The sequence below is a fragment of the Pseudoxanthomonas sp. LjRoot143 genome (genome assembly GCF_964252945.1).
In the GTDB taxonomy this organism is placed as follows: Bacteria; Pseudomonadota; Gammaproteobacteria; order Xanthomonadales; family Xanthomonadaceae; genus Pseudoxanthomonas_A.
The window spans coordinates 3,218,253-3,242,080 of the sequence record NZ_CAXUPM020000001.1 but is presented as its reverse complement, the minus strand read 5'-3'; the positions used below and the strand labels follow the sequence as shown (position 1 = coordinate 3,242,080).

At 60.2% G+C, this 23,828-nt stretch carries 21 protein-coding genes; 5 read left to right on the top strand and 16 right to left on the bottom strand.

What is annotated here, in order from left to right; translation table 11 throughout:
- Window positions 1-250: 250 nt before the first annotated feature.
- The 4 genes from ACSQ1W_RS15815 to ACSQ1W_RS15800 all read right to left on the bottom strand — a co-directional run bounded on the left by ACSQ1W_RS15815 (window position 251) and on the right by ACSQ1W_RS15800 (window position 3,014).
- A complete protein-coding gene (locus tag ACSQ1W_RS15815; RefSeq protein ID WP_436044599.1) occupies window positions 251-607 on the bottom strand; it encodes a helix-turn-helix transcriptional regulator in 357 nt (118 codons plus the stop codon).
- 544 nt (window positions 608-1,151) lie between these two features.
- Window positions 1,152-1,640 (bottom strand): TspO/MBR family protein, encoded by a 489-nt coding sequence (locus tag ACSQ1W_RS15810; RefSeq protein ID WP_436044598.1) that lies wholly within the window; start codon window positions 1,638-1,640, stop codon window positions 1,152-1,154.
- A 116-nt stretch (window positions 1,641-1,756) separates the two neighbouring features.
- Window positions 1,757-2,356: a DUF2878 domain-containing protein gene (locus ACSQ1W_RS15805; RefSeq protein ID WP_436044596.1), complete on the bottom strand. Its 600-nt coding sequence runs from the start codon at window positions 2,354-2,356 to the stop codon at window positions 1,757-1,759.
- 61 nt (window positions 2,357-2,417) lie between these two features.
- Complete coding sequence (locus ACSQ1W_RS15800) at window positions 2,418-3,014, bottom strand: hypothetical protein (RefSeq protein WP_436044595.1); 597 nt, start codon at window positions 3,012-3,014, stop codon at window positions 2,418-2,420.
- A 345-nt stretch (window positions 3,015-3,359) separates the two neighbouring features.
- On the opposite strand from ACSQ1W_RS15800, the gene ACSQ1W_RS15795 reads away from it, so the two are divergent.
- Window positions 3,360-4,142: a hypothetical protein gene (locus ACSQ1W_RS15795; protein WP_436044593.1), complete on the top strand. Its 783-nt coding sequence runs from the start codon at window positions 3,360-3,362 to the stop codon at window positions 4,140-4,142.
- 1,189 nt (window positions 4,143-5,331) lie between these two features.
- Window positions 5,332-6,471, top strand: coding sequence for an EAL domain-containing protein (locus ACSQ1W_RS15790; RefSeq protein WP_436044592.1), 1,140 nt, complete (start codon window positions 5,332-5,334; stop codon window positions 6,469-6,471).
- Window positions 6,472-6,475: 4 nt separating this feature from the next.
- Here ACSQ1W_RS15790 and ACSQ1W_RS15785 read toward each other — a convergent pair.
- A protein-coding gene (locus ACSQ1W_RS15785; RefSeq protein ID WP_436043798.1) for an IS3 family transposase occupies window positions 6,476-7,623 on the bottom strand; the annotation gives its coding sequence in 2 pieces (ribosomal slippage) (window positions 6,476-7,371 and window positions 7,371-7,623; 1,149 coding nt in all).
- Here ACSQ1W_RS15785 and ACSQ1W_RS15780 point away from each other — a divergent pair.
- Both ACSQ1W_RS15780 and ACSQ1W_RS15775 read left to right on the top strand, forming a co-directional pair.
- Window positions 7,604-8,152 (top strand): PAS domain-containing protein, encoded by a 549-nt coding sequence (locus ACSQ1W_RS15780; protein WP_436044591.1) that lies wholly within the window; start codon window positions 7,604-7,606, stop codon window positions 8,150-8,152. The genes ACSQ1W_RS15785 and ACSQ1W_RS15780 overlap by 20 nt on opposite strands.
- Window positions 8,153-8,370: 218 nt before the next feature.
- The gene (locus ACSQ1W_RS15775) at window positions 8,371-9,531 is read left to right on the top strand and encodes an IS30 family transposase (protein WP_436044590.1); all 1,161 of its coding nucleotides are present in this window, start codon (window positions 8,371-8,373) and stop codon (window positions 9,529-9,531) included.
- Window positions 9,532-10,008: 477 nt separating this feature from the next.
- Here ACSQ1W_RS15775 and ACSQ1W_RS15770 read toward each other — a convergent pair whose 3' ends face one another.
- A complete protein-coding gene (locus tag ACSQ1W_RS15770) occupies window positions 10,009-11,481 on the bottom strand; it encodes a hypothetical protein (RefSeq protein ID WP_436044589.1) in 1,473 nt (490 codons plus the stop codon).
- Window positions 11,482-11,646: 165 nt separating this feature from the next.
- Between ACSQ1W_RS15770 and ACSQ1W_RS15765 the strand changes: the two genes are divergently transcribed.
- A complete protein-coding gene (locus ACSQ1W_RS15765; RefSeq protein ID WP_436044588.1) occupies window positions 11,647-12,129 on the top strand; it encodes a hypothetical protein in 483 nt (160 codons plus the stop codon).
- Between the two features lie 86 nt (window positions 12,130-12,215).
- Here the strand turns inward: ACSQ1W_RS15765 and ACSQ1W_RS15760 are convergent, their stop codons facing one another.
- From ACSQ1W_RS15760 to ACSQ1W_RS15715, 10 genes are all read right to left on the bottom strand, one after another.
- Complete coding sequence (locus ACSQ1W_RS15760; protein ID WP_436044587.1) at window positions 12,216-14,666, bottom strand: protein kinase domain-containing protein; 2,451 nt, start codon at window positions 14,664-14,666, stop codon at window positions 12,216-12,218.
- A 137-nt stretch (window positions 14,667-14,803) separates the two neighbouring features.
- Window positions 14,804-15,367 carry an ECF-type sigma factor gene (locus ACSQ1W_RS15755; protein WP_436044586.1) on the bottom strand — a complete coding sequence of 188 codons (564 nt, stop codon included), beginning with the start codon at window positions 15,365-15,367 and terminating at the stop codon, window positions 14,804-14,806.
- A 96-nt stretch (window positions 15,368-15,463) separates the two neighbouring features.
- Window positions 15,464-15,817: a hypothetical protein gene (locus ACSQ1W_RS15750; RefSeq protein WP_436044585.1), complete on the bottom strand. Its 354-nt coding sequence runs from the start codon at window positions 15,815-15,817 to the stop codon at window positions 15,464-15,466.
- Between the two features lie 101 nt (window positions 15,818-15,918).
- The gene (locus ACSQ1W_RS15745) at window positions 15,919-16,413 is read right to left on the bottom strand and encodes a lysozyme inhibitor LprI family protein (protein ID WP_436044584.1); all 495 of its coding nucleotides are present in this window, start codon (window positions 16,411-16,413) and stop codon (window positions 15,919-15,921) included.
- A gap of 48 nt (window positions 16,414-16,461) precedes the next feature.
- Window positions 16,462-16,770 carry a hypothetical protein gene (locus tag ACSQ1W_RS15740; protein WP_436044583.1) on the bottom strand — a complete coding sequence of 103 codons (309 nt, stop codon included), beginning with the start codon at window positions 16,768-16,770 and terminating at the stop codon, window positions 16,462-16,464.
- Between the two features lie 41 nt (window positions 16,771-16,811).
- A complete protein-coding gene (locus tag ACSQ1W_RS15735) occupies window positions 16,812-18,539 on the bottom strand; it encodes a TPM domain-containing protein (RefSeq protein WP_436044581.1) in 1,728 nt (575 codons plus the stop codon).
- 72 nt (window positions 18,540-18,611) lie between these two features.
- Window positions 18,612-19,364, bottom strand: coding sequence for a DUF3667 domain-containing protein (locus ACSQ1W_RS15730; RefSeq protein WP_436044580.1), 753 nt, complete (start codon window positions 19,362-19,364; stop codon window positions 18,612-18,614).
- A gap of 222 nt (window positions 19,365-19,586) precedes the next feature.
- Window positions 19,587-20,537 carry a TolB family protein gene (locus ACSQ1W_RS15725; protein ID WP_436044579.1) on the bottom strand — a complete coding sequence of 317 codons (951 nt, stop codon included), beginning with the start codon at window positions 20,535-20,537 and terminating at the stop codon, window positions 19,587-19,589.
- 308 nt (window positions 20,538-20,845) lie between these two features.
- On the bottom strand, window positions 20,846-21,628 hold the full coding sequence (locus ACSQ1W_RS15720) for an autotransporter outer membrane beta-barrel domain-containing protein (RefSeq protein WP_436044578.1): 783 nt from the start codon (window positions 21,626-21,628) through the stop codon (window positions 20,846-20,848).
- Between the two features lie 339 nt (window positions 21,629-21,967).
- A complete protein-coding gene (locus ACSQ1W_RS15715) occupies window positions 21,968-23,827 on the bottom strand; it encodes a putative bifunctional diguanylate cyclase/phosphodiesterase (RefSeq protein WP_436046217.1) in 1,860 nt (619 codons plus the stop codon).
- Window position 23,828: the final 1 nt, after the last annotated feature.

Below are 23,828 nucleotides of genomic sequence, written 5' to 3'. Positions count from 1 at the left end.
CCGCTCCATGAGACTGAACCTCTACCGCGTTGACGGTGGGGTACTATGTGTGCCCAGCTGATAGCCCGATCCCCGCCTCGCACACGTCCGAATTAAAGGACCGCGCACCCGATATGCGGTTTCTTTCTCGGGATACCGCCGGCCGGAAGTTTATTGAAGATCACATGCGCTTGAACGGCGCGATCCTGATGGATGAGCGCGTGGCTAACATCATGCTCGCTGGGTACCCGGACTGGTTGAAACGCTCGTTCTAGCGTCTACTTGTGAGCTCGCACAGCAGATGAGCGACCAAGCCGCGACGGCGAGCAGGTATTCGCCTGAGCGACTGGAGACAGGCAGATTCGTAGGCGTCTCTTGCGTATTCGATCTCGTTCTTTGGCGGTTTTGAGGGGCGGCGCTTTTGAGCCTTTCCGTGTCCCGTTGCCAGCCACTCGAAAGCAACCTGCGTCATCTCAGCAATCTGGATGAGATGGCTAATACTGGGCTGGGTTCCGCCCTCGACTCGCTCCCATTGAGCCACTGCACTTCGGTTGACGCCTAAAGGCTCGGCCAACTGCGTCTGTGTCAGGGAGGCATCCAACCTGGCCTGACGAATGCGATTTGCCATGGATCCTGTCACCTGACAGCTCGCTCTAAGAAGATGGGGAAGTCTTTGGGTAGGGCTGGACGCTCCGTCATGTCTGAAGCCAGCGGGCAATAGAGGGCGCTTCGGAAGCCTCGCTCTTACTGTCTAGTCCGTGCTGGATGCAGTTAGAACACGTTTCCCGGATTACGGTAAGGCGTGCCGTTGCCCAGCGATTTGCCAGGGCCTTACCGCGATCCACCGAGCGAACCATCGTCTCTTGGGCACTCAAGCGTGGCCCATGAACAAGTGTACGAACCATCAGGCCGCGAACCATGGGCTCCACACGGACAACTGGAATGTCATCCAAATAGAGCGTGTGTTGATCCAACTCCTGACGCCAGGAGAGCTCAGGAGGCAGCTTGGCATTTATTGACATCGTTTCGCTCCCTTGAAGCCTGAGATATCCGAGCGTGTGGCTGGTGTTGGCCCCTTCTCGGTCAGCTAAAGCGACCTGCGAGTCGCTGTGTAGCGAGAGTTACACACAGTTCTTCAGTCTTGCTTCTTTACTACCAAGCCAAGCACTTGCTCAACCAAGCACGAGTGGATTGAGCTTCCAGGCGGCGAGATTCAGTGCCGATGCGAAGCTGACCCAGGCCAGGTAAGGCAACATCAACAGCCCCGCACTGCGCCTCACCCGCCAAAAGCCGATCAGGGTAGCGATGATGAGCAGCCATAGAGCGACGATATCGGCGAGCGCCCAACCGCCACGTTGCCAATGAAAGAACAGCCAGCTCCACAAGGTGTTCACTGCCAACTGCGCTAGAAACAGGGTCAACACCCCTTGGTGCTTCGCCCAGCCACCGTTTCGCCACACCAGCCAGGCGGCCACACCCATAGCGCCGTAGAGCACGGTCCACACCGGCCCAAATACACTCGCAGGCGGTGCCCACGAAGGCAGCGTCAAACTCTTATAGAAGACGTCCGCGTGTACTGAGGCCACCGCCCCAACCCCTGCCGCGGCGTAGCAAAGCAGTAGCCACCCAGCCAAGCCAATCACCTGTTGCGTACGCGTCATGAGACCTTCCCAGATGAGATTACGGACTTGAGACGAGGGGAGTGCAGAGCTCCAGCCCACCTCGCTAGTGTGGAGCACCGTGGCGTGATGCCGACGACAAAAAAGAGATCATGGAATCACGCAGATGAGGTTTTGCGACGTCGGAAGGTGGTAGCGGTTAAGTAACGAGCCGCCCAGAGCAGTCCGGGCAGTGCTACTGCCCACGCCGAGCCCAGCCAAAGCAGACCCACCCATTCCGGACTTACCAGCGCCACAGATCCCCAACCTCGTGCCGCCGCAAGGTAAGCGAGCGGTCCGCCGATACCGCCCACCAAGCCAGCCAACCACAAGCGGCGCTGCAGACCGTGCATCGACACGGTCAGGGTGACCGCCAGCGCCGCCCACAGCGCAAGAATCCAGGGTGCAGCGATCTCGCTACCCAGTGGGGCAGCGCGATACACCAGCCATCCTTGTGAGCCGGCTACGCCGTCCACCACCAAGCCGCAGCCGATGGCTGCTGCAACCAACTTGAGCTCTACCAAAGGCGTGCGCGCCATTCTTAGATGAAGGCCGACGAAGACAGCGCTCGCCAGTACGCCCGGCCACGCCATGTCTTTTCCAGCTGCAATGACTGCGACCAGCCATACAAGTTGATTGCCCAGCACATTGACGAGGACGGGCAACACGCCATGCCGCTGCGGAGCGCTTAGCTCGACAGGCGTATGACGCTCGCTCATAGCGTGTCCAACAGTAGGAAGACCGGGAGTACGTCCCCGGTCTTCGTCCACGCCAGAATCCTCAAGGCGAAGGCTCGTAGAAGTACGTATTCACCCGCGCGGTCCCTATCGGCAATCCGGCCTGGAATGCGGTGACATTGAAGACGGTATTCAGCGCGACAGCAGCATCGGCGTTGAGTGTCAGCTGCACGTCATTCAGCTGCACCGAGCCCGCGCGCGAGTGCAGCCCTCGGACGATGGGGGCGCTGACCAGCGTGATGTCAAACAACGGCAGCCGTCCCAGTACGCTGTCATTGACTTTCACCAGCCCGGTGAGCACAGGAGCAGCGCCGGTCGTATCGATGGTGTAGCTACTGAGGTTGACTTGGGTGCCGCCCGCTTGCAGGGACAATCCGCCGGCATGATCCACTTCTCCTTTCAGGTTGCCCAGATCCAGTTCGCCTCCCGGAATGGGAAAGGCGGCGTTGGCCCCACGCAAGCGGGCAGGATAAGAGGCACGCACCGACACGCCAAGGGAGGTAAGCGCACCGACAAAGTCGCCGGAAAGCTGCACACGGGTGTCGCCGCCTAGCGTACTGACCGTGGGCGCGGCCAAGGCGGATGCGGGGATGAGGGCTGCTGTAACGAGGGCACAGCAGCAAAGCCGAAGCGTATTCATGGTCTGTGTTCCTGTGATGTAAGTACTCAGGGGAAGAACCTTCAACAAGGACACGCGAAATCAGTCATGCGAGCGGCAGGGATTACACGACCTGCCTTAGCAAACGGCGCGTGAGACGTTTGGTGTTGCGCTTACGAAAGGCGGTGTCGGCTAGATGCGGCTTCGAGGCAAGCAGCAACGTGTGCCGACCAGCGGCGCCAGCCGATACAGCAACGTGCATAACGCGTGAGGTCTTTTGAAACCCCGCTTACGTTCGTGCTCTCCCTTGAATCTTCTCCCTCGGTCAGCGCGTAGCGGATTGGCTTACAGAAAGTAAGCAGCTGACTCAACCCCTGGGAGTGGCACATGAATACCAAGATTCTTGGCGCATTGATGTTGGTGATGGCTGGCCCCGTCTACGCGGCAGGTCCAGAAGAAGGCAAGTTCTCCATGTCGGTTTCGGGCGGCGTGGACATGCCGATCAGCGGCAACGTCCACTCTGGCGCCGTGGCGCCGGTGCCGGATCTCGGTCCGTTGAATCCCGCACTTGCAGGTGTCAGTGCGGAGTTGCGCATTCGCTCCCGTAGCCACGAGCAGATCTACGGCACGGCCAGGTCGTTGGGCTTGGAACTGGGCTATGGACTGAGTGATCGGAGCGAAGTATTCCTTCAGGCTAGGGAGACCAGCGCGGACGAAGGCCGCGTGCGTGTCGGTGCGGCATACGTGCCGGCGCTCGATGCCGAGCTCGACGTCTTCGGAAGGTTCTCAAGCTATGACGCGTACACGTGGGAGGCGGGTTACCGGCGCTTCTTTCGCGACGGCGGCCGGGTCAGGCCGTTCTTTGCGGCACGCCTGGGTGCGACCGAAACCGACGTGATCCGGGCCACCTTCGAGATCCCCGACGCCGCGATCACGATCCCAAATGCGCCTTTCTACGAGAAGGGCTGGGCGCTGAGCGGCGGGCTTGAGGCCGGCGCACAGATCTCGTTCACCGAGCGCTTCAGCATGACACTCGCTGCAGGGGTGAACTACATCGACGATCTCTCCGACGACGATTCCGCGATCGGCGGGCTCGGCCTGGCGGCCATCAACGACACCGGAAGTCGCGTCTCAATACCTGTGTCCATCGCCGGCCGCTGGGACTTTTGAAAACATCCAACGGCGGGCACGGCAACGTGGCCGTCGCCAACGCTCGACGTTGATTACTGACGCAATGGAGGCGCCCATCAAGCAGGCGCCTCCATTCATCCAGATCCATGTCCGTTATCGGTCGACAGCGGACGTCGGCCGACTGGCTTGTTCGAACCCCTACTTTGGCAAGGTACGGCAACTGCATCCGTAAAGTCGTCCCTGCGATGGCCGATACTTAGGGAGATTTTCCAAATGGCAGGATTCATCCCTAAACGCGAGGTAATCTTGGCTTCAAGACGCCGTGCCTTCGGAAAGGCCGGGTGACCTTAGCATCGGGCATACCTTCACAGTGCGTGACGCATTTCTCGCCAGACTGAGCTCTTACACACTCGATCCAAGGCCAGCGGCTCACTCTACACTTGAAGCTGTTCCCTAGTTCGGCTTTCCAAGCTTGCTCGCTGTCAACGATGGTTCCGTCCGCACTATGGAACTGCGCGTCAATGATCCTGCGAGCTTGCCTCGAGCACAGGTGTCCATGCATCGATCTCGCGGAAGGAAACAGGTAGTCCGTAGCTTCCAACTTGGCGAGTTCGACCCATACGCGGATAGCGAACAGCCCGTCGTCGTCCACATGGATCTTTCGAAATCCACCTCCATGGAGAAAGCAGAGCGAAGCCGAATCGTCGGGGCAAGGAAGTAGATTCCCCGCCCGCAACTTGACTAGGCGCTCTATGCTCAATGGCAGCGTGGCGTATAGCTCAATGAGCACATAGTCTCTGAGTCTTCCTTCTGAAATCAGCCTTCTAAGAACAGGTGGAAGGTCTTCGTCGCTGAACTCCGTGCGCGTACTCATGAACGCACCTCCTGGTGCTCGCCTACGCATTTCAACCTCAATACACAGAAAATCGACACGCGCACGCTATATCCAAAGACATCTTCTATAGGGCTATAGCTTGAACCAGATGCACTGAACGCACATATCGGAATCTGTGCGCGCGTCCAAAGAAATGCAGAGCGATGGGTTGTGACGCATGGACTATGCCTTGGCACACGTGGGGGCTTGCCCAATGTCTTGAGACAATTCGCCTCGTACATCTAGTTGAGCACGGATCTCTCAGACGGGCCTTTTGCACCGTCCATCGCTAAGCAGAACTAACAAGATGACTGCTGACTTACACTAAGCACCCTGAACTGATGAGGCAGTAAAGTGATCATTCGCCGACCAGTTCATGACCGTATTGCTGAGGCAGTATGCTTCCAACACATTGCGCCCGTCTTTCAGCCTATCGTCCATCTTCGTTCCACCCGAACGGTCGGGTTTGAGGTGTTGGCTCGCTGGACTGACAGCGAACTCGGTCCAGTCTCCCCTGAAGAGTTCATTCCTGCAGCACAGGCGAAGTCTCTTCTCGCAATTCTGACCTACAACTTGATCCGAAGCGCGTGCACTTCAGCTAGCGCGTGGCCCCATGATTTCTACCTGGCCTTCAACGTCCCACCCAGCCTGATGCAGGATGTTCAGGCGATGACCCTGCTAGCGGATGCAGTCACTGAAGCGGGCTTCGCTTTCAGCCGCGTTCGGATTGAGATGACGGAGGCGGAGCTGGTTGAAGACGAGCAGGCAGTTAGGCGTGCCGTCCAATTACTCAAGAAGAAGGGGATGAAGGTCGTCCTGGACGACTTCGGAGCTGGCTTCTCGAGCCTAGCAAGGCTCAACGAGATTGATTTCGACGAGATCAAGATAGATGGTGGGTTCATCCGAAGAATTGACATCGACGCTGATAGCAGAAGAATCATTTCTGCAATTGTCGGGTTGGGTCATTCTCTTGAAGTTCCAGTGGTTGCCGAATCGATCGAGACACCGGAACACGCTGATTTTCTAAGGCGGCTCGGCTGCGAGTACGGCCAGGGCTGGCTATTTGGGCGGCCGGCTGCAGCGGAGGATGCGCACCTTTTTCTCGGTCCGGGAGCGACTCCGGTAAGCGCCGAAAGTTCAGTCACCCTGTCCCCATATCACCGCCAGTATCAGCTGGAAACGTTGTACACGGCTTCGCCTGTGGGTCTTTGTTTCGTCGATACCGCCAAGCGCCATGTGGCAGCTAACGAGGCGTTCTGCAAAATGCTGGATAGGCCACCCGAGCAAGTTGTGGGCAGGACAATTCGGGAGACTTTCAGTTCGGAAGTGGCGACCATGATTGAGGAGATCGTCGATAGAAAGCTACTAGGCGAGCAAGGGGATCCTCTGGAGTTTCAGTTTCCCGGAGCTCAGGAGGTGTACCTCATCTATCATCACAGAGTAGTGGATGACGCGGGTTTGCTTCTTGGCCTTGGTACGCCCCCGCTTTCGTAGACGGTTAGGGGCTTTGTTTTGAGTTAGCCGCCTCAAACATCATTGGGGCAAGGCCTCCCAGATGTCCATGGCGGCGCTGTCGATTGTAGAAAACCTCGATGTAATCGAACACGTCGCTGCGCGCTTCTTCGCGACTGCTATAGACCCTGCCGCGTACGCGCTCCTTCTTCAGGCTGCTGAAGAACGACTCAGCCACTGAGTTGTCCCAGCAGTTGCCACGACGACTCATGCTGACTTCCAAGCCGTGCTCGCGGCAAAAGCGACGCCAGTCGTCGCTGCCGTATTGCACGCCCTGGTCGGAGTGGATGACGACCTCCGATGTGGGTCGACGACGCCAGATAGCCATCAGCAAAGCATCCATCGCCAGTTCGCGCGCCAAGCTGGATTTCATCGACCAACCAATGACCGCGCGCGAGTAGAGGTCGATCACCACGGCCAGATACAACCAACCTTCGGCGGTGCGCAGGTAAGTGATGTCGGTGACCCAGGCAAGGTCGGGTTGCTTGACCGTGAACTGTCGTTGCAAGCGATTGGGCGCCACGACTGCAGGCTTACCGCCCTTGTATCTGCGACGCAGCGGAGAGCGCACCGAGCGCAGTCCCTTCTGCCGCATCAATCGCTCCACCCGCTTACGGCCAATACGTTCGCCGGCTTCGGTCAGATCGCGGTGCACATTACGACTGCCGTACACGCCACCGGAGGCCAGGTAAGACTCCTCGATGTACGCCAACAGGCGAGCATCTTCTTTGGCACGTGCCGACTGCGGACACTTCAGCCATGCGTAGTAACCGCTGCGCTCTACCTTGAGCACCCGGCACATCGTCACGACCCGAAACTGCTGCTGATGGGCCTGCATGAAGGCGTACCTTGCCCTTACCCCTTGGCAAAGTACGCGGCGGCCTTTTTTAAGATGTCGCGCTCCTCTTCGGCGCGACGCAGCTCGGCACGCAGCCGGGCGTTCTCTTGGACAAGGTCCACGCTCTTCTTGGCCTTGCGCACTTCGCGACTTATCCCGCGCTCACGAAGCCAGCCGTACAGACTGTGCGATGACACGCCGAGTCGCTCGGCAACTTCAGTGACGGGGTAACCGCGCTCGCTGACCTGCTTGACCGCCTCGGCCTTGAACTCGTCTGTGAATCGCTTGCTCGCCATAGATCCTCCGATCCTCAAAAGACACTATCAGGTGTCTACGGAATCGGGGGCGTACCACCTTTCGGTCGTATCGCTCGATATAACAGCGCGAAAACGTGCGGAGCTGGCGCTTCATGACAGCGAGCGTCAGTACAGAAATTCAGTTGAGCTCAGTCCCACCGTCATGTGGATAGCCGAGCCGGACGGCTCACTCAGTTACATCAGTCCTATGGCTGACGAGCCGCAAGGCCGTAGCGTCGAGGATCGACTCAACTCCTGGTACTTAAGGATGAACTCGGATGATCGCGTGCGAGTTCGTGAGCAATGGTTAGCCTGGCTACCAACGGGCCTGCCCTTCGAAACGCGGTTCCGCGTGGAGTGGCCTGAGGGCACTTGGCGTTGGGTTCGTAGCCGAGCGCGCCCTCAAATTGTAGATGGCGTAGTAGAGCGATGGTTCGGAGCTTTCTCCGATATCACTCGCGAGGTGGAGCTAGAGCAAAGGGTCGCAGAGCTGGAAGCTGTCTTGGAAAGTCCAAGACCTGGCTCTTGACAAAGGAATTTTCCGAGCGCGTCCAACCAGCATCGTGACTGCTTGAACACAACCAGTGCGGTATTCCCTATCGATGTCGACGCGCTCGTGCCCTGCCACTACGTAGTGCCCCCGGCGGCCAACGGGTAAGTGCGGGTGCTTAGTGTCCGCTTCCGACCGCGGATTCATATGATCGACGCAACACACGGATAGCTGCATAGGCAGCGGGAGTGTTGCAGATGAAGCGTAGGAAGAGGATCTACTACACCGACACCCAGAAGGCACTGATGTGGGATCGCTGGCAGCAGGGCGAGTCGCTGCACCAGATCGCGTCCCTGTTTGACCGGCACCACAGCTCCGTCCGAAACATCCTGGCCGAGCATGGCGGCATTCGTCCGCCGACAAGGCGACGATCCGCGAGGGCACTGAACCTGGCCGAGCGCGAGGAGATCTCCCGCGGCTTGGCGACGGGACGGTCGATCCGCACGATCGCCGCGTTGCTGGGACGGGCGCCATCCACGGTCAGCCGCGAGATCGGGCGCAACGAGGGCGCTGAAGGCTACCGCGCCAACCAAGCCGACCTGGCTGCCTGGGACCGAGCGCGGCGCCCCAAGACCTGTAAGCTGGCGCTGCATCGAGCCTTGGCTGCTCGCGTGGCAGAGAAGATCCAGCGGCAGTGGTCGCCTGAGCAGGTGGCCGGCTGGCTCAAACGCACCTATCCCGATGATGCGAGCCGTCAGGTGTCCCACGAGACCATCTATCGCACGCTCTATATCCAGTCGCGCGGGGCGCTGAAGCAGGAACTGCTCGCCCATCTGAGGCGCACGCGGGCGATGCGTCGATCACGACACCACACCCAGAAGACAGAGAACCACGGCCGGATTGCTGACACCGTCTCGATCAGCGAGCGGCCGGCCAGTGCCGAAGATCGGGCCGTGCCAGGGCACTGGGAAGGCGACCTGCTGTTCGGTGACCGGAACAGTCAGATCGCCACGCTGGTGGAGCGACAGACGCGGTATCTGATGCTGGTGAAGGTGGCAGGCAAGGACACGGAGACCGTGGTCAATGCACTGATCAAGAACGCACGCCGTCTGCCGAAGCAGCTGTACCGGTCGCTGACCTGGGATCGGGGCAAGGAGATGGCGGCGCACCGCCGCTTCACCTTGGCCACGGACATCCAGGTCTACTTCTGCGACCCGCACCATCCTTGGCAACGCGGTACCAACGAGAACACCAACGGCCTACTGCGGCAGTACTTCCCGAAGGGAATCAATCTGGCCGATGTCACGCAGGCCAAGCTGGACGCCGTTGCACGCCAACTCAACGAGCGGCCACGCAAGACGCTGGACTACGAAACACCAGCAGAGCGATATCGACAAACTGTTGCGTCGATCGGTTGAATCCAAGACCCAAAGCGGACATCCGCCGAGCGCATACCCTGCGCGCTGCTGGGTCCTGTTGTACGTCGGGATACTCGCCGAAACCCGACTTCCAAAGATCGAGCGGTATCAAGGGATATCCCATCAACAGGTGCTGAGGGTACGTCGTACAACCGGACCAGGAGCCCGGCTACGAATTAAACCCTAAATGCACGTAAATCATAAGTCAGAGGCAGACCTTAACCGACGCCTGACCAAGTCGCCTGCGAAACTGGGCACATACCACGGTCTTCGTTGCGTGAAGCAAGGCGGATCAGCGATCAGCATCGCTTCCTCAGCCATGGGTCGTAGCTCGCACCCAACGTATCCTGCAAACCGACCCGCAAAGCGAGTCGGTTTGGTCCAAATGCTAGCGCCTACCCTCCGGTTTTGACTGGTCGAACGAACGCGATCTTTCGGTGCCGGAGCAGTCTGCGGTGATCGGCGGCAGGCTAATCTTCAAAGATCAAAGCCGATGCCGGCGCCGATTGTGTTCTCGCTACCGCTGAAGGCTGCACCAAGTGAGAACGAACCCCGCCCGAGTCGTAGGCCGTACCCAACCGATAGCGCCTTCTCGCCATCGGTATAGCCAACGCCAACCGCCAGGCGCCCGCGATCGCCGCTGCCATTGGCGGCGTTGACCGCCATCTGCGTCATAGCCGTCCCCATTGCACCCACTCGGTTGATGCGGCGGTCGGTCATGTCCATACGTGACCATACATCATTTCGGAACTCTTCGAACTGCGGCTGCACAATGGCGTTCACGCGAGCATCCGTATAAGCGTTGGCAGAGCGCAATGTCGCTGCGTCGCCAGCGTCGGCGTGTTGATTGGCAGAGCGCAATGTCGAAGCATCCCCCGCATCAGCATGCTGATTTGCCGCGCTAAGCGTGGCGGCGTCGCCGGCATCGGCATAGTCCATCCCTGCTTCGTGCCATTTGCGCGCGGCGGCCAGGACCATCCGGTCGTTGTTTTCCATTTGCTCCACGTTAACCGCATCGTTTGGCGCAATACCTGCTGCGACGTTCCGGATTAGAGTGCCACCGCTGGAGGCGCTGCCTCCCAGAGTTACACTGTCCCGCATAGGGTTGTCGTATTGCACCGCATTGCCGCCGCTGCCACTGCCCAGCGCCGTCAGCCGCGTATCAACCGCGGCAAAGGCATCGGCAACGCTCGAATAGCTATTGCCTTGAATACTAAAGTTGGGCGAGAGAAACGCGCCGCTGCTGTTGTAGCCGGCGCCTCCACGCAGCGCACTGGCAACGGCCTGCACCTGACCCAGGTTCGCCGCATCGGTGCCGGCTGTGCCGGCGGCAATGTTGATGAGCTGACGCTGGAGAGTGGCATTGCCGAAGGATACGGCGTTGCCGCGGTCTGCTATGGACCAAGACCCAACGGCCACGGAGCCTTCGGTAGTGGCTTGTGCCGAGGTGCCGATAGCCAATGCATCGTTTCCGCTGACAAGATTTCCGCGCCCGAGCGCAACGCCGCCGTGGACCGCAGTCACATCATTGTTTGAACCAATGGCTACGCCGCGATCGGCGCTGACCGTATTCAAGCGCCCGATTGCAGTCGCATAGTTTGCGTTGGCCTCTATCTCGTTGCCGAAGCCCATTGCCAGCGAACCCACCGTTCTGACGATGTTGCCCCGGCCTACGGCGGTGCTATCCACAGCGAAGGCCTCGTTCTGATAGCCCATCGCGGTGCTACCGGCTGCAGATGCGTTGTTCTCGTAACCTGCAGCCGTAGCGTTGCTTGCACAGGTGGTGTTGTCTGTACCAGCCTCGTGGCCTTGGTTGGTGCTGCCGACTACCGCGTTGCCTGCTGTGTCCTTGCAAGGCTGTTCGGCGGCAAACGCAGCGGGAACTGCAAGAGCTAGCAAGAGTGCCGCTGCCAATGCAGCGGGACGCGGTAAGCACAATGAAGCATGCATCGTAACTCTCCGGGGAAATGACGCCGGAATGGCGTGACGCAGGGGATACGCATAGGAGCCGCATATCCTGACAAGTGCTGCGTGTTGCCATATGCACCGAGTCGCTATGTCAGCTGTTGCCAAAAAAATGCGTATTCCGTATGTCTTCGCTACGCGGGTTCACCAATGCCAGCCAGGCTTGCGATTTCCTTCACCTTGATTGCGGCGCTGTTTGCAGCGCCTGCGGGAGAACTGCCTTTGCCCCATCAGCCGCTACGTATTGGTCGCACAGACCAGAATGTCCAAGGGAATTTGGTGGGGGCGATCTGTGTAGATCAAGAGCAGCCGGCGTGGGCGCTTGTCTATGGCTTGCTGCCGCAGGACGCTGAGCGGCCATGCGCGCGCAAGGAAATGAAGAGGATAGAAGCGCGCGAATTCCCCGAACTGCAGCGGAATTTGCGGGGTTGGTTACTGCACGAAGTCCAGCCAGAAGCGGATGTGGTCGCGCGCGTGCTTGCGTTGGCGCGTCAGCAGCCAGGTATGCCGGTTGGCTTGACGTGGGATGGCGGCATGGCGATAACCGCTAACGACTATACAGCCGCCGAACGCCGGCTGGCGGCTTACCGGGCGGATCCGCAGGGTTATGCGGCGAAGCACTGGTCTCACTGAGGTGAGAAGAGAGCTAACACCCGTCGGTTCTCTTGGTGATGTCTGGACTGCGGTAACTCCACCGAAGAGCAATCACCGTAGTCCGGCTATTGGGCGCGAGAAGAGGCTTCCCCACGCCAGCGTTCAGCGAGCCGTTGTTGCCATGGCATGACGTCGCGGAAGCCCGCAAGCGCAGTGCCGCCTGCATTCAACGTATCAGCATCGTGGTCGGCGCGAGCGCAGGCCATTTTTACTAATTGTCCGTGTGCATCCCGTGCTGGTTCGGCGCAGCGAGAACGCAGTTGCGCTCGTACCATAGTGGCCTCCTGTTCCTCGTTTGCGGACACCAGAGCGATCAACAAGACGCCTCTCGCGTCGGTCACGTAAGGATGTTCGGCGCCGTAGGTGGATACTCCGGAGGCAAGCAGCCGGCGCGCGGAGGCAACCGCTGTCTGAGCATCTCCCGACGCCAGTTCGACCAGGGCAAGATTGGTCAGCACCAGGTCGGTGCGCGGATGGCTCTCACCAAACTGCGCCCGGGTCCCCACCAGTAGGTCTTGCAGGCGCTTGCGCGCCGCGTCCGTGCGGCCGGCATGCAAATCCAGCGTGGCTAGATTGGACTCCAGGAAGACGTGGGTGCTTGGGTTGGGATTAGCCAGTTGCGGGTAAAGGCGTGCGCCTTCTTCTAGCCAGGTGCGAGCTTGCGCGAAATCTCCGGCAGCGATGGCGGTGTCACCCGCATTGTTTAGCGCTTGCACGAAGGCCAATCTGCGAACGGCTTGTGGATCGCGGCGAAGACCATCGATGCTGATGCGCGCGTGATGCATGGCCTTCGCATACTCGCCGCGTTCGCGGTATCCCCATGACAGATCATCGTGTAGCTTGGCTGGCAAGCTGCCGTATTCGCTGCGGTATTCTCCCAGTTGCGCCACCGCCTGTAAGGTGGTTTCGAATGCTTCATCAGTGCGCCCCAGCCAGTGCAACGCACCTGAGCGCGCACGCAGGGCCTCAGCCATCGCCACCGAGTTCCCCGCAATGCGCGCATTTTCTATGGCCTTGTCGGCCAGCTCCAACGCACGCTGGTGCTCGCCCAGGTTGCGGTGAACAGCGGCCATAGACTTCCACATCGCCGAAAGTGCCTCCGGTGAACGTTCGCGGCTGGCCTCCACATCGTCTAACCCCGCGGCGCCCACACTCAGCAGCTGCTTCACTGTGGCCGGCTTGTCACCGTTAATGGCTTCTGGGCCAAGCATGCTGAACATCTTGATAAAGTAATCGGATACCGCGTTGGCGGTGTTTCGTTCTTGCTCGGCGCGGGCCTGTGCTGCTAGAGCGTTTTGCTCTGCCATATGAGCGCGGGCGCGGGCGCGTTCGGTATGTCCCAAGGCGGTTCGAAGGCTATGAACGTGGAAGCCGATGAAGGCAAAAGCGAGGAGCACCGCTGCCATTGCAGGCCACCAGCGGCGCACGGTGCGACGCAGGCGGTAGCCGCGTTCATCGGAGCGCGCCTGCACAGGTAGACCGGCTAGCCACAACTTCAGATCATCGGCCAAGGCATGGGCGCCTGGATAACGTTCGTCTGGGTCTTGTGCTGTGGCGAGGGCGATTATGCTGTCGAGGTCGCCTTGTAGGTGTCGTTGCAAGGAATCGGCAGAGAGACCACGGCACATGGCGATGGCGTCGGCGCTCGAGGGTGTGTCACGACGCAGGCGCGCCACATGGGCAGACATGCGCGCATTGGTGTCGTCGCGCGGCAGCCCAGACAATAGCCTCCTCGCCAGAAGGCCGAGTTGGTAGACATCGCTGGCGGTCGTCGCCGGCCTGCCTTGGCGCTGCTCAGGAGTCGCCCAGGCTGGCGTCATCGCTTGGGTTAGCGTGCGTTCGCCCATGTCGTTGTCATCCAGTAGGCGAGCAATGCCGAAATCGAGCAGCTTGGCGCAGCTGTCCTCGTCCACAAGAATGTTGGACGGCTTAAGATCACGGTGGACGATCAATTGCCGATGCGCGTAGTCGACCGCACCGCATACTTGCACAAGGAGTTCTACGCGGCGCGCCAATGGTAGGTTGCGCACATCGCACCAATGGTCGATGTCCTGTCCGCGCACTAGCTCCATGGCGAGCCAAGGCTTGCCCGACTCGTCGATACCCCCGTCCAGCAATTGTGCAATATGCGGATGCTGTAACCGCGCCAATAGTTGGCGCTCGCGCACGAAACGCGCGGCCAGCGGAGCGTAACCCGCCCAGATTCGTTTGACTGCCACCTCCTTATCGAATGCGCCGTCAGCACGCTTAGCTAGAAACACTTCCCCCATACCGCCTCGGCCCAGTCTTTCGAGCAATAGGTAGGGACCTATGCGCTGACCGGCCGCATCGGTGCCACCTGAAGACGGTTCCAGGTCATCCTCGACCATGTGCGCAAGTAGCGCCTGCACACGCTCCCGCAGTAGCGGTTCCAACGAGGTGACCAGGTCGGCGCGATCGCCCTCATCTAGATCGAGCAACTCGCGGAAGAGAAGCAGCGCGCGTTGCTCCAGTTGCGGATCGCTCGATGTCGTCATTCTGATGTGGTGAAGAAGGGGATAAGAGGAATACGTGATGCCGCGCGACCGGGTGACACATGTCTAGGCTAAGACGAAGATGCCAAGTGCGCCGCGCGCTTCTTGTATCTCTCAAGGCTTCTGGTGCTGCAGACGGCTCAGTCGCTGAGTCGGTCTTTGAGCCAAGCGCGCGCCGCGGCCCAGTCGCGATAGACAGTGCGCTCTTCAAGCTCTAGCATCGCTGCGACTTCCGCGACGCTCAAGCCGATGAAATAGCGCAACTCGACTACCTGCGCCATGCGAGGTTCCAGCGCAGCCAACTCGGTAAGCGCTGCATCCAGTTCGGGCAGGCGGGTTTGCTCGGGAATGGGAAGTTCTAGCGCGCGGGTAAATTCGTCGCGTAGCCAGCCTCCGCCATTCTTTTCGGCCGCAGCGCTGCGGGCGCGGTCCACTAGCATCTGCCGCATCATTTTTGCCGCGGTGTTGTAGAGGTGAGTACGGCTCTCAAGTGCCTGCGGTGCATCGCGATCGATCAGCTTGAGTAGCACGTCGTTGACCAGGGCGGTGGCTTGCAGGGTGTCATGCCCCTGCTGCCGCCCCAATTGGATACGGGCCAGCCGGCGCAGTTCGACGTAGATCCCCGGTAGCAGCTTGTCCAGAGCGTCACGGTCGCCGGCACTCCAGCGCTGCACCAAGAGGGTGATTTCGTCCGAGGTCTGCATGTGGCGCTGGTGGCAGGAGGAACTGCATGATCCTTTCGGTCGGTCACCAGCGTCAACTCGGATGCTAAACCCGAGACGTACCGGGTCAAGCCAGGGCTACTTCCCGCCAGTTGAAGCGTCCTTTCCACACACGAAAAGGTATGACTCGAGAGCCAGGGCCTCCCATTCGGTGCCGTATTCCGGCCTGCAGACGACCCATTCCCGCATTGGGCGTCCGGCCATGCGGAAACTTGTCCCCAAGCCAGAATGGATGAGTTCCTTTGCCCGAGCCGCCGAGACCTTGATCACGAATTCCCTACCGGGCGTCTGCATGCAGAAGATCTTCCCATGCACGTTCAGAGCGTTGCCGCCAAAGCCTCGTTTTCCGTTGCCATGGGACACGCCCGGCCGCGAAAGCATTGCATCCAGAATGGCGGCGAAACGCGGGTTTTTATCTTCTTCGGATGACATAGCAGATGTTGGAGGTGCGGGAGAGTTAGTGCCGCGAATGTTGCATCCAGCAGGTCTAGGATGGGCCGTTATCCTATAGGCGCCGCTCCGGAAGTTCCTTGCTATGGCGATGTGGATGTTTCCAGTAAACGGTAGAGCGTGCAGGCACGATCGCGTCGACGGGTTAAGGACTGGTCCGCGATCACGAGTGGACCGGCACTACCACTGTCTTGCTGCATCGCCAGGTCACTGACGGCTTCCGCGTCGTCCCATGCCAACCAGGCGCGCTGGGCTTGGCGTAAGGCGTCGGCACGCATGTCGCCACCAAGTTGGAGCATTAGCTCGCGGTAAATGCGGTTCAGTTCAGTGTCCCAGCCCTCGTAGGCCAATCCCTGCGCATCCCTCATGTCCGCGGTGACGCCACCACTGCGTTCGATGGCAGCCGCGAAAGCGACGTCTACCGGGTGGGCTTGTGGCAAATCGCACCAGTTGACTCCGGTAGCGTGGGAGGGTGGAGCAAGCACTAGGGTGAGCAAAGCAAGGGAACGTAGCATGGAGGTGCGGATGATGAGGGTAGGTTGGCGGAGGTCAGCCTGTCGTTCCAGAGGCAGCTTCAATCTTATCCAGGCGCCACACGGTAGAGCGGGAGTAGCACACTGCGCGTTCTATTCAGGCGTGGCCAGAGCAGCCAGTACGATGGAGGTCGTAAGCAGGAACACCAGCGCGCCACCGAGGGCAACGGTGCTGGCCAAAGTTACCGCCAGCGCGGTATGCCAGCCTTGCCGCCGGGCTCGGCGGCAAAGGTGGATCGCCAGCCATGGGGAAAGCAGCAGCATCAGCAAGCCGGCACCTACGTGGCCGAACAGAAACCGCGCGCCGTTCGCGCCGCTCATGCCATTGCTGCCCAGAAGTCCAAGCAACGCCCAGAACGCGGCCACCGCTACCATTGGCGCGGCGGTGACCATTGCTGCCATGCGTGGCGCCCTGTCGGGGAGTGCGTTGGCGGCACCGTTCGTCATTGCGCCAGATCGTAGCTAAGCAGCTCGATCGCCTGAGTATCCTTTGGGTTCGGTGATAGGCCAGATTCACGGCCAATTAGAACGTAGCGCTGGCCGTCCTTTAATGGGCCGCTTGGCATCAACGACTCGGTTTGGGGGTTTAGGTAGAGCATCACGGTGAGGCCTTCGTCACTGCGCAGGTGAATGGCCTTGGCCGGACGGCCAGCGATCTGGCGCGCATCATCAAACCAGGCGTCCTTGTTGCCTGGCGTCGGCATGAGGTCCACGACGGTTCCACTGAAGCGCACGATCTTTTGCCAGTAAGCACTTTTGTTGGGATCGGTAAGCGAGACATCTTCTGTCACGAATGCTTTATGCAGCTCACCCAAGTTTTGGTAGCGCACCGTCCACTCCCTCTGGTCGGTATCGCGACGGATATGGTCTGCTGCGTCCAGAAGATTCTCGGTCCAGCCGCCGCAGGCGTTCTTTCTCCGGCATTGCGGCCAAGCCTGCTCCAGTGTGCGCTTCAGCTGCTCGCTCTTATCGTGTGACGCCATCTCCAGGGCCACCCCCGGCCCCATCACTGCTGCAGCTTGACCTTGCTCGGGGGCCAGCACCAAGACGGCTCCATTGCCGACGTCCAACTTGCCGACGCGCAACTGGCGCATCATTGCCCAGCCGTATTCTTCCGCGCTCAGGCCGTGCAGGTCCTTAGTCACGATGGTCACAATCTCGACGCCCCATTGCTTGGCGTGCTCGAACATCTGCCTTTCTACTTGCGCCACGACCTGTGGGTCGAGCAAACCGGTTTCATCGTAGACGAAACGGGTGCCCTTACTTGGGAGCGTTTTGGGATCCGGCGCGGGCAGCACAACCTTAGAGGTTGGGACCGCTGGGGAAGTCACGGACGCCGACTCAGGCTGGGACGCCATTGAAGGAGAAGAAGGGGGCGCGACCGGCGCGACAGCGCTGGCCGATCCCGTGTCCTGCACAGGCGTCGGGCCGCTATTCGGGGCATCGATCCCCGCGACAGGTGCTCCGGAGGCACCGCTGGCGCAGTCACCCCGCCCGGTCTGGCGACAAGCCGAATCCCAGCCATCGCTGATCGCGGCAACACGCTGCGCGCGGCCTGGATGGGTGCTGTCGTGGCGCACCGATTCCGGCACGAGCGTCTGGATGGCCTTCAGTGTGTCTTGTCGGCTAGCCCCCATCTTGTAGAGCACAAAGCCGCTGAACTTGTCCGCTTCCAGCTCAATTGGGGGTTGGCTCCCGCCTGGCTGGATGGTGTGTCCGGCCAAATGGTGGCCTACCTCATGCGCCATGATGCTCACTGCCGCCCAGGGATTGCCTCCCGTCTCGCGGCGCACCAGTTCGATGAAGTCCGGATTGAACGCGATTACCCGCTGCGGGACCTTCTGCTGGTCAAGCAGGATGGCGGCGGCGGCATTAGGCACGTCGGCCTCCGTGACTTGGAAGTTCTGCGGCAGACCGGTGAAGTTCATGACCTGCTCGATCATGTCCCGGCAGTCGCGCGGGGCCTGCCCGCCAATGCCAAAGCGCACGGGCTGACCGTCGTAGGAGCAGGCCTGCAATGTGTCGGCAATCTGCGCCGCGATGCGGTTGGCGTCATCGCTAGTCGCGGCAGTTGGCAGATGCTGCGCTACAGGCAGCGATGGCGCGTCATTGGCCTCACGACTGCAGCCAGCCAAGGCGACAAGACACAGGGCAAGCGAGGAAAGGCACATGGTTTTCACGATTCGGCATCCCATACGTGGAAGACAATAAAATTTCAGCACCGCGTTCTTCGCAGAGTGGCTTCATTGCGATAGGGCGACGTGGTAGACAATTCGACCATAGGCAAGCAGGAGAGCTTTCTTGGCGAGGTAGAAAACTACGACCAGCGCACCTATGCGCAGCGCGTCGGCTCGCCAGCGCAGTTGGAAGAACTGTTTGCTCGCTACAGCGACCACCAGCAACTCCAATGGGGTCATATACCAGGAAGCGGCCTGTCGCCATGGGACGGCCCAGCGATTGGCGTCCAGCACGAGTAACGGAAGCAGATTGAGCGCGTTAGCAGCGATCACCACGAACTGCACATACACCGCCAGAACCAGATGCTCGACTGCGTTGTATCCGCAGCGTCCCGGGAACAAAATCAAAGTGGCGGTCAGCACAGCTATCAGCCCCAAGCTGAATGACCAGCGCGCCCAAGCGGCAACCACCCGCATGTGTCCTGAAAGCTCAGTCTGGCCGGCGGTGAGGTATCCGGTGTGGTCGAGCAGTAGCACCAACGAAGCCACCGCCACCAGCAACAACTTCAGCGGGTGCACGTGGCGCTTTCGTGCGCCAAACACGTAATCGCGCGCCACCTGTCCAGGAGCGCATGCCAAGTGCAGAGCGGCATGCAGTATCGTCAGTTCGAACAATCGCCGGCTTTGCCAGAACTCCTGCCACACGTCGCGGATCGAGAGCCGCTTCGCTGCCTTCTGACCGCAGGCGCCACAATGCGGCATGGGGCGCGGGGCACCACAATTGCGGCATGTGGGAGCATCGAAGTATTCATCTTCCACCGCCGTCCCAGGCTGCGCACTCTGAATCGCAAGGGGGGGCGGCAACAGTCCGCGAACTACATCGTTCGTAGTCTGACGGGCATGTTGCCCGAGACGGGCACGGCGACTGGAAGAATGGGACGGCACGATGGTCTGGTGAGCCCTGCGTGCAGAGGGATACGCAAGGCGAGAAACTTTCCTGACACTCACACCGTGCTTTAGCGCCTGAAGACTGCTGTTGTGTCAGTCTTGGATGCCGTGCTCGCGCAGGAGGCTGGAAATGTCGAAGCGCCACACGTTACGCGAGCCATTGAGGGGGGTATCCAGCCGGTGCTCTAACCCCTCAATACCTTGCCGCTGCTTGGGGAAGACGACCCCGGGGATACGCATGCTGGTGACAAAGAGTTCGCCGAAGGCGCGACCGAGCGTCGGTGCGTTCTCCAGATACATCGTATTCACGTCACCTGGCAAGCGAATAGGTTTCCCCCATTCCCCAGAAGGCGTGCGGAAGGCGATGTAGATATCCGCTGAGCCGGCTGAGTCTCCTTCGTCACCGGCGAACAGAATGAACCGTTCGCGTGGATCAATGGCGGGATCCATGTGGTTGGCTTGCACGCCCTTCCCGAGAGTCACTTGCTTTGGCGCCGACCATCCCGTGCCCTCTGGCCGCGCGACGTAGATTTGGTAGCCGGGGCCACTGTCCTCTCGATGCGAAGAAAAGTAGAGGTTGCCGCTGGCTGCCACTACTGGGTTGTAGACCATCGGAACCCGTGCAATCTCGCCCCCGATATGGACCGGCTCCCCCCATCCGTTGCCGTGCCGCTCAACGTACCAAAGGTTGGCGCCAGGAAAACTCAACCGCCCACGGGTGGCCACCAGCGGGGATCCGCCGGGCGTCACCGGACGATTGGAGACGAAGTAAAGGCGCTTGCCATCTGGTGAGATGCTTGGCTCGGAATCCTTCCAAATCCCAGAAAACGACGCAACGCGTACATCTTGGTACCTGCCCGCTCGCCATTCGGCCGATAGAATCACTGTGTCGGCCGAGGCTAGATCACCACGCGTGAAATAGAGTACTGCCCGGTCGAGAGTTAATGTAGCGCTGGTTTCATTGTGTCGCGTTGATACCACTTCAGGTCCCAGCATTTCCCCTGAGTCAGTTTCAGCCGCGATCGAGGGCGCATGGATGATCAATAGCAGTAGTGCTAACAGACGACAAACGAGCGGCATAACGAACTCCGACGGTTAGACTTAGAACGTGACTCAGCCACGCACTTGGCGGCTGTATCGGTGCATCTGACTGACAAAGGAGTTACGGAAAGCCATGCACTCGGCTGACATCAACCTCGGCAGGAGCTTCTGATTTCTAGTCGGTTGACACAGTCCATGCGTTCAATGTCCGCTTCTGGCCGGAAGCTGACACCGATGGCGATAGCCTGATCTCGGGTGCTGACGTCGGGCCTGGGCAGCGGGCACGTTGCCGCGCCCGCCGTCGAACGCTCTCAGAAGTCCCAATGGCCGGTGATAGATAGCGGCACCGAGATGCGGCTACCGGTGTCGTTGATGGCAGCCGAGCCGAGCCCGGCGATCGCAGAGTCGTCGTCCGAAAGATCGTCGATGTAGTTCACCCCTGCGGTGAGCTTCATACTGAAGCGCTCGGTAAACGAGATCTGCGCACCGGCCTCAAGACCGCCACTCAGTGCCCAATCCTTCTCGTAGAACGGCGCATTCGGGATCGTGATCGCGGCATCGGGAATCTCGAAGGTGGCCCTGATGGCATCGGTTTCGGTCGCACCCAGTCGCGCCGCGACGAATGGTCTGACCCGGCTGCCGTCGCGGAAGAAGTGCCGGTACCCAGCCTCCCACGCGTACGCGTCATAGCCCGAGAACCTTCCGAAGACGTCGAGCTCGGTGTCGAGCGCCGGCACGTACGCGGCACCGACTCGCGCGCGACCATCATCGGCGCTGGTCTCCCTCGCCTGGAGGAACACTTCGCTCCGGTCGCTCAGTCCGTAGCCCAGTTCCAGGCCCCATGACTTGGCGGTGCCGTAGATATGCTCATGGCTACGGGAACGAATGCGCAACTCCGCGCTGACGCCCGCCAGCGCGGGGTTCAAGGGACCGAGATCCGGCACCGGTGCCACCGCGCCGGTGTGGACGTCCCCGCTGACCGGCCTGTCGACGCCGCCGAACACCGACATCGAGAATCTTCCCTGTTCGGGACCTGCCGCAAACGCGGGTCCTGCCGCCATCAGCAAGGCGGCGCCAAGAAGTTTGATCTGCATGTGCCTCTCCCATCAGTACGGATAGCGCCTACCTACTGTAGGCACGTGCTCTACGCACGCGTGATGGAGGTGGATTCAAACAGGACGAAGTATGTAAGCGGCCTTTCACAGGTACTCACGCGGCGTCGACGTCGCTGTATGCGCTTGCCGTTTGTCAGCACTGCTTCGGGCTAGTTAGGCGTCCGCTTCCGACCCAAAGCAGCCATCTCAGCCCGCGCTACACACTGTGAGCGAATGGCCGCACATGGGGATGGGCGTCCTTTCAAGGTCCGCGGCGCACTTAAAGTTCGCCCAATTCACGGTGGGAATTGAGGATCTTGCTCTTACATGGCGCGCTCGTCAGCTGTTCACTCCAGCTGACATCGACTCCTGCGTATCTGAGCGGGTAACGAAATGTGCAAGCCACTGCGCAGCGAACTCCTCGGCGGGCATTGCGCGTCCGTGTAGATAGCCCTGCAACTGCTGACAGCCCGCATTGCGGAAAAAGTCCCTCTGTGCCGGAGTTTCCACTCCTTCGGCGACGGTGGCTAGTCCTAGCGACTTCGCCATAGCGAGAATGGCGGTGGCGATGGCTTCCCCCTCACCGGGCACATCCTGCACGAAGGCCATGTCGATCTTAAGTTTGTTGATCGGCAGGCGCTTTAGGTACGACATGGATGAATAGCCCGTGCCGAAGTCATCGATAGCCATCCGCAGCCCACGGGCACGCAATCGTGCCAGCTGGGCGACGGCAGCGTCGGCGTCCTCCATCAGGACGCTCTCAGTAACTTCCAATTCAAGGCAATGTGCGGGGACGCCAGTCGTCTTCAACACCTCGTCGATGTAGGACGGCAAGGCCTCATCGCGGGTCTGTCGCACCGACAGGTTCACAGCAACCCTCAAGTAACCAAAGCCATGCGCGTGCCAAGCGGCGATCTGCCGGCACGCCTCCCCGATTACCCAGCGCCCAAGATCAATGATCAAAGGGCCCTCCTCGGCAATAGGGATAAACGTGGATGGCGGCACCGTGCCGAGTTCGGGATGCGTCCAGCGCAGCAGCGCCTCCGCACCTTGCAATCGACCGCTTTGCGCGCAGACTTGGGGTTGATAGTGCAGAGTTAGCTGTTCTCTGACGATTGCCAGGCGCAGCGCATCTCGAATGCTGATGCGGGTCAACTGCGCCGCGCGTAGGCTCGGCGAAAAGACTACAAGTCGATTGCGACCCTCTCGCTTGGCGCTGTACATCGCGGTATCAGCATTGGCCGCTAGTGTGTCGAGGCGATCGGCATCGTTCGGCCAGCGACTAAGACCTGCGCTGGCGGTCACCCCCAGGCTGATGCCGTCGACGGTAAATGGCTGAATGAAACGTGCAAGGATCATTTCTGCAAGGACGACAACCTCTTCGGTCGCCATCGGTCCTGTCAGCACAACCGCAAACTCATCACCACCCAGCCGGAACAGGCGTGCGGTGTCGGGAAGCGTCTGTGCAATGCGATGGCCGGCTTGGCGGAGGAGTTGATCACCGCCGTGGTGCCCTAGCTTATCGTTTACGTCCTTGAAACGATCCAGATCGAGCTGGATCAACACCAAGGGTTGCTGGCGATCGCGACAGTCATTGAGGTGCGTACTGAAGGCGTTGCGGTTGTGAAGCCCAGTGACGCCATCATAGTGCGCAAGGTACTGCAGCTGGTCCTCTGCTTGCCGCATTCTTTCTCGCATGCGGCGCAGCAGTGGCAATGACAGGAGATAGGCGGCGAGGGACGCGATTATGAATGTGATAGCGATGCTGGCCAGTCGTGTATAGGCACGCTGCATGTCCAGCTGCATCTCTATCGCGCCGACTTTGGTGTCTCGGAAGAAGATTGGTGCGCTCACCACAATGCAGTCCCAGCGGCATGCAGGTTGCTCGTTCGCGGAGATGCTTGCTTCAGGGTAAGAGGCGACGATCTGTCCCCGCTGGTTGGTGACGTGAGCCCGTCGGACGTGGCTCAGGGCTGCCAGCGGCGCCAACGTCTCGTGTGCGGCTTGACTGTCATCGAACATCACGGCGGCGGCGGCGCCGGCCGCCATCACATGCGCCTGCGCCTGAGCATCTGCCACGTGCTCATGCCGGATACTGATCCACTGCAGTACCATCAGCATGCTGCCGGCCAGGATCAGTACGACCAGGGCGGCGATCCGCGTACTACGTTGGGCAGCGATGCGTGTGGACCCGGCCATA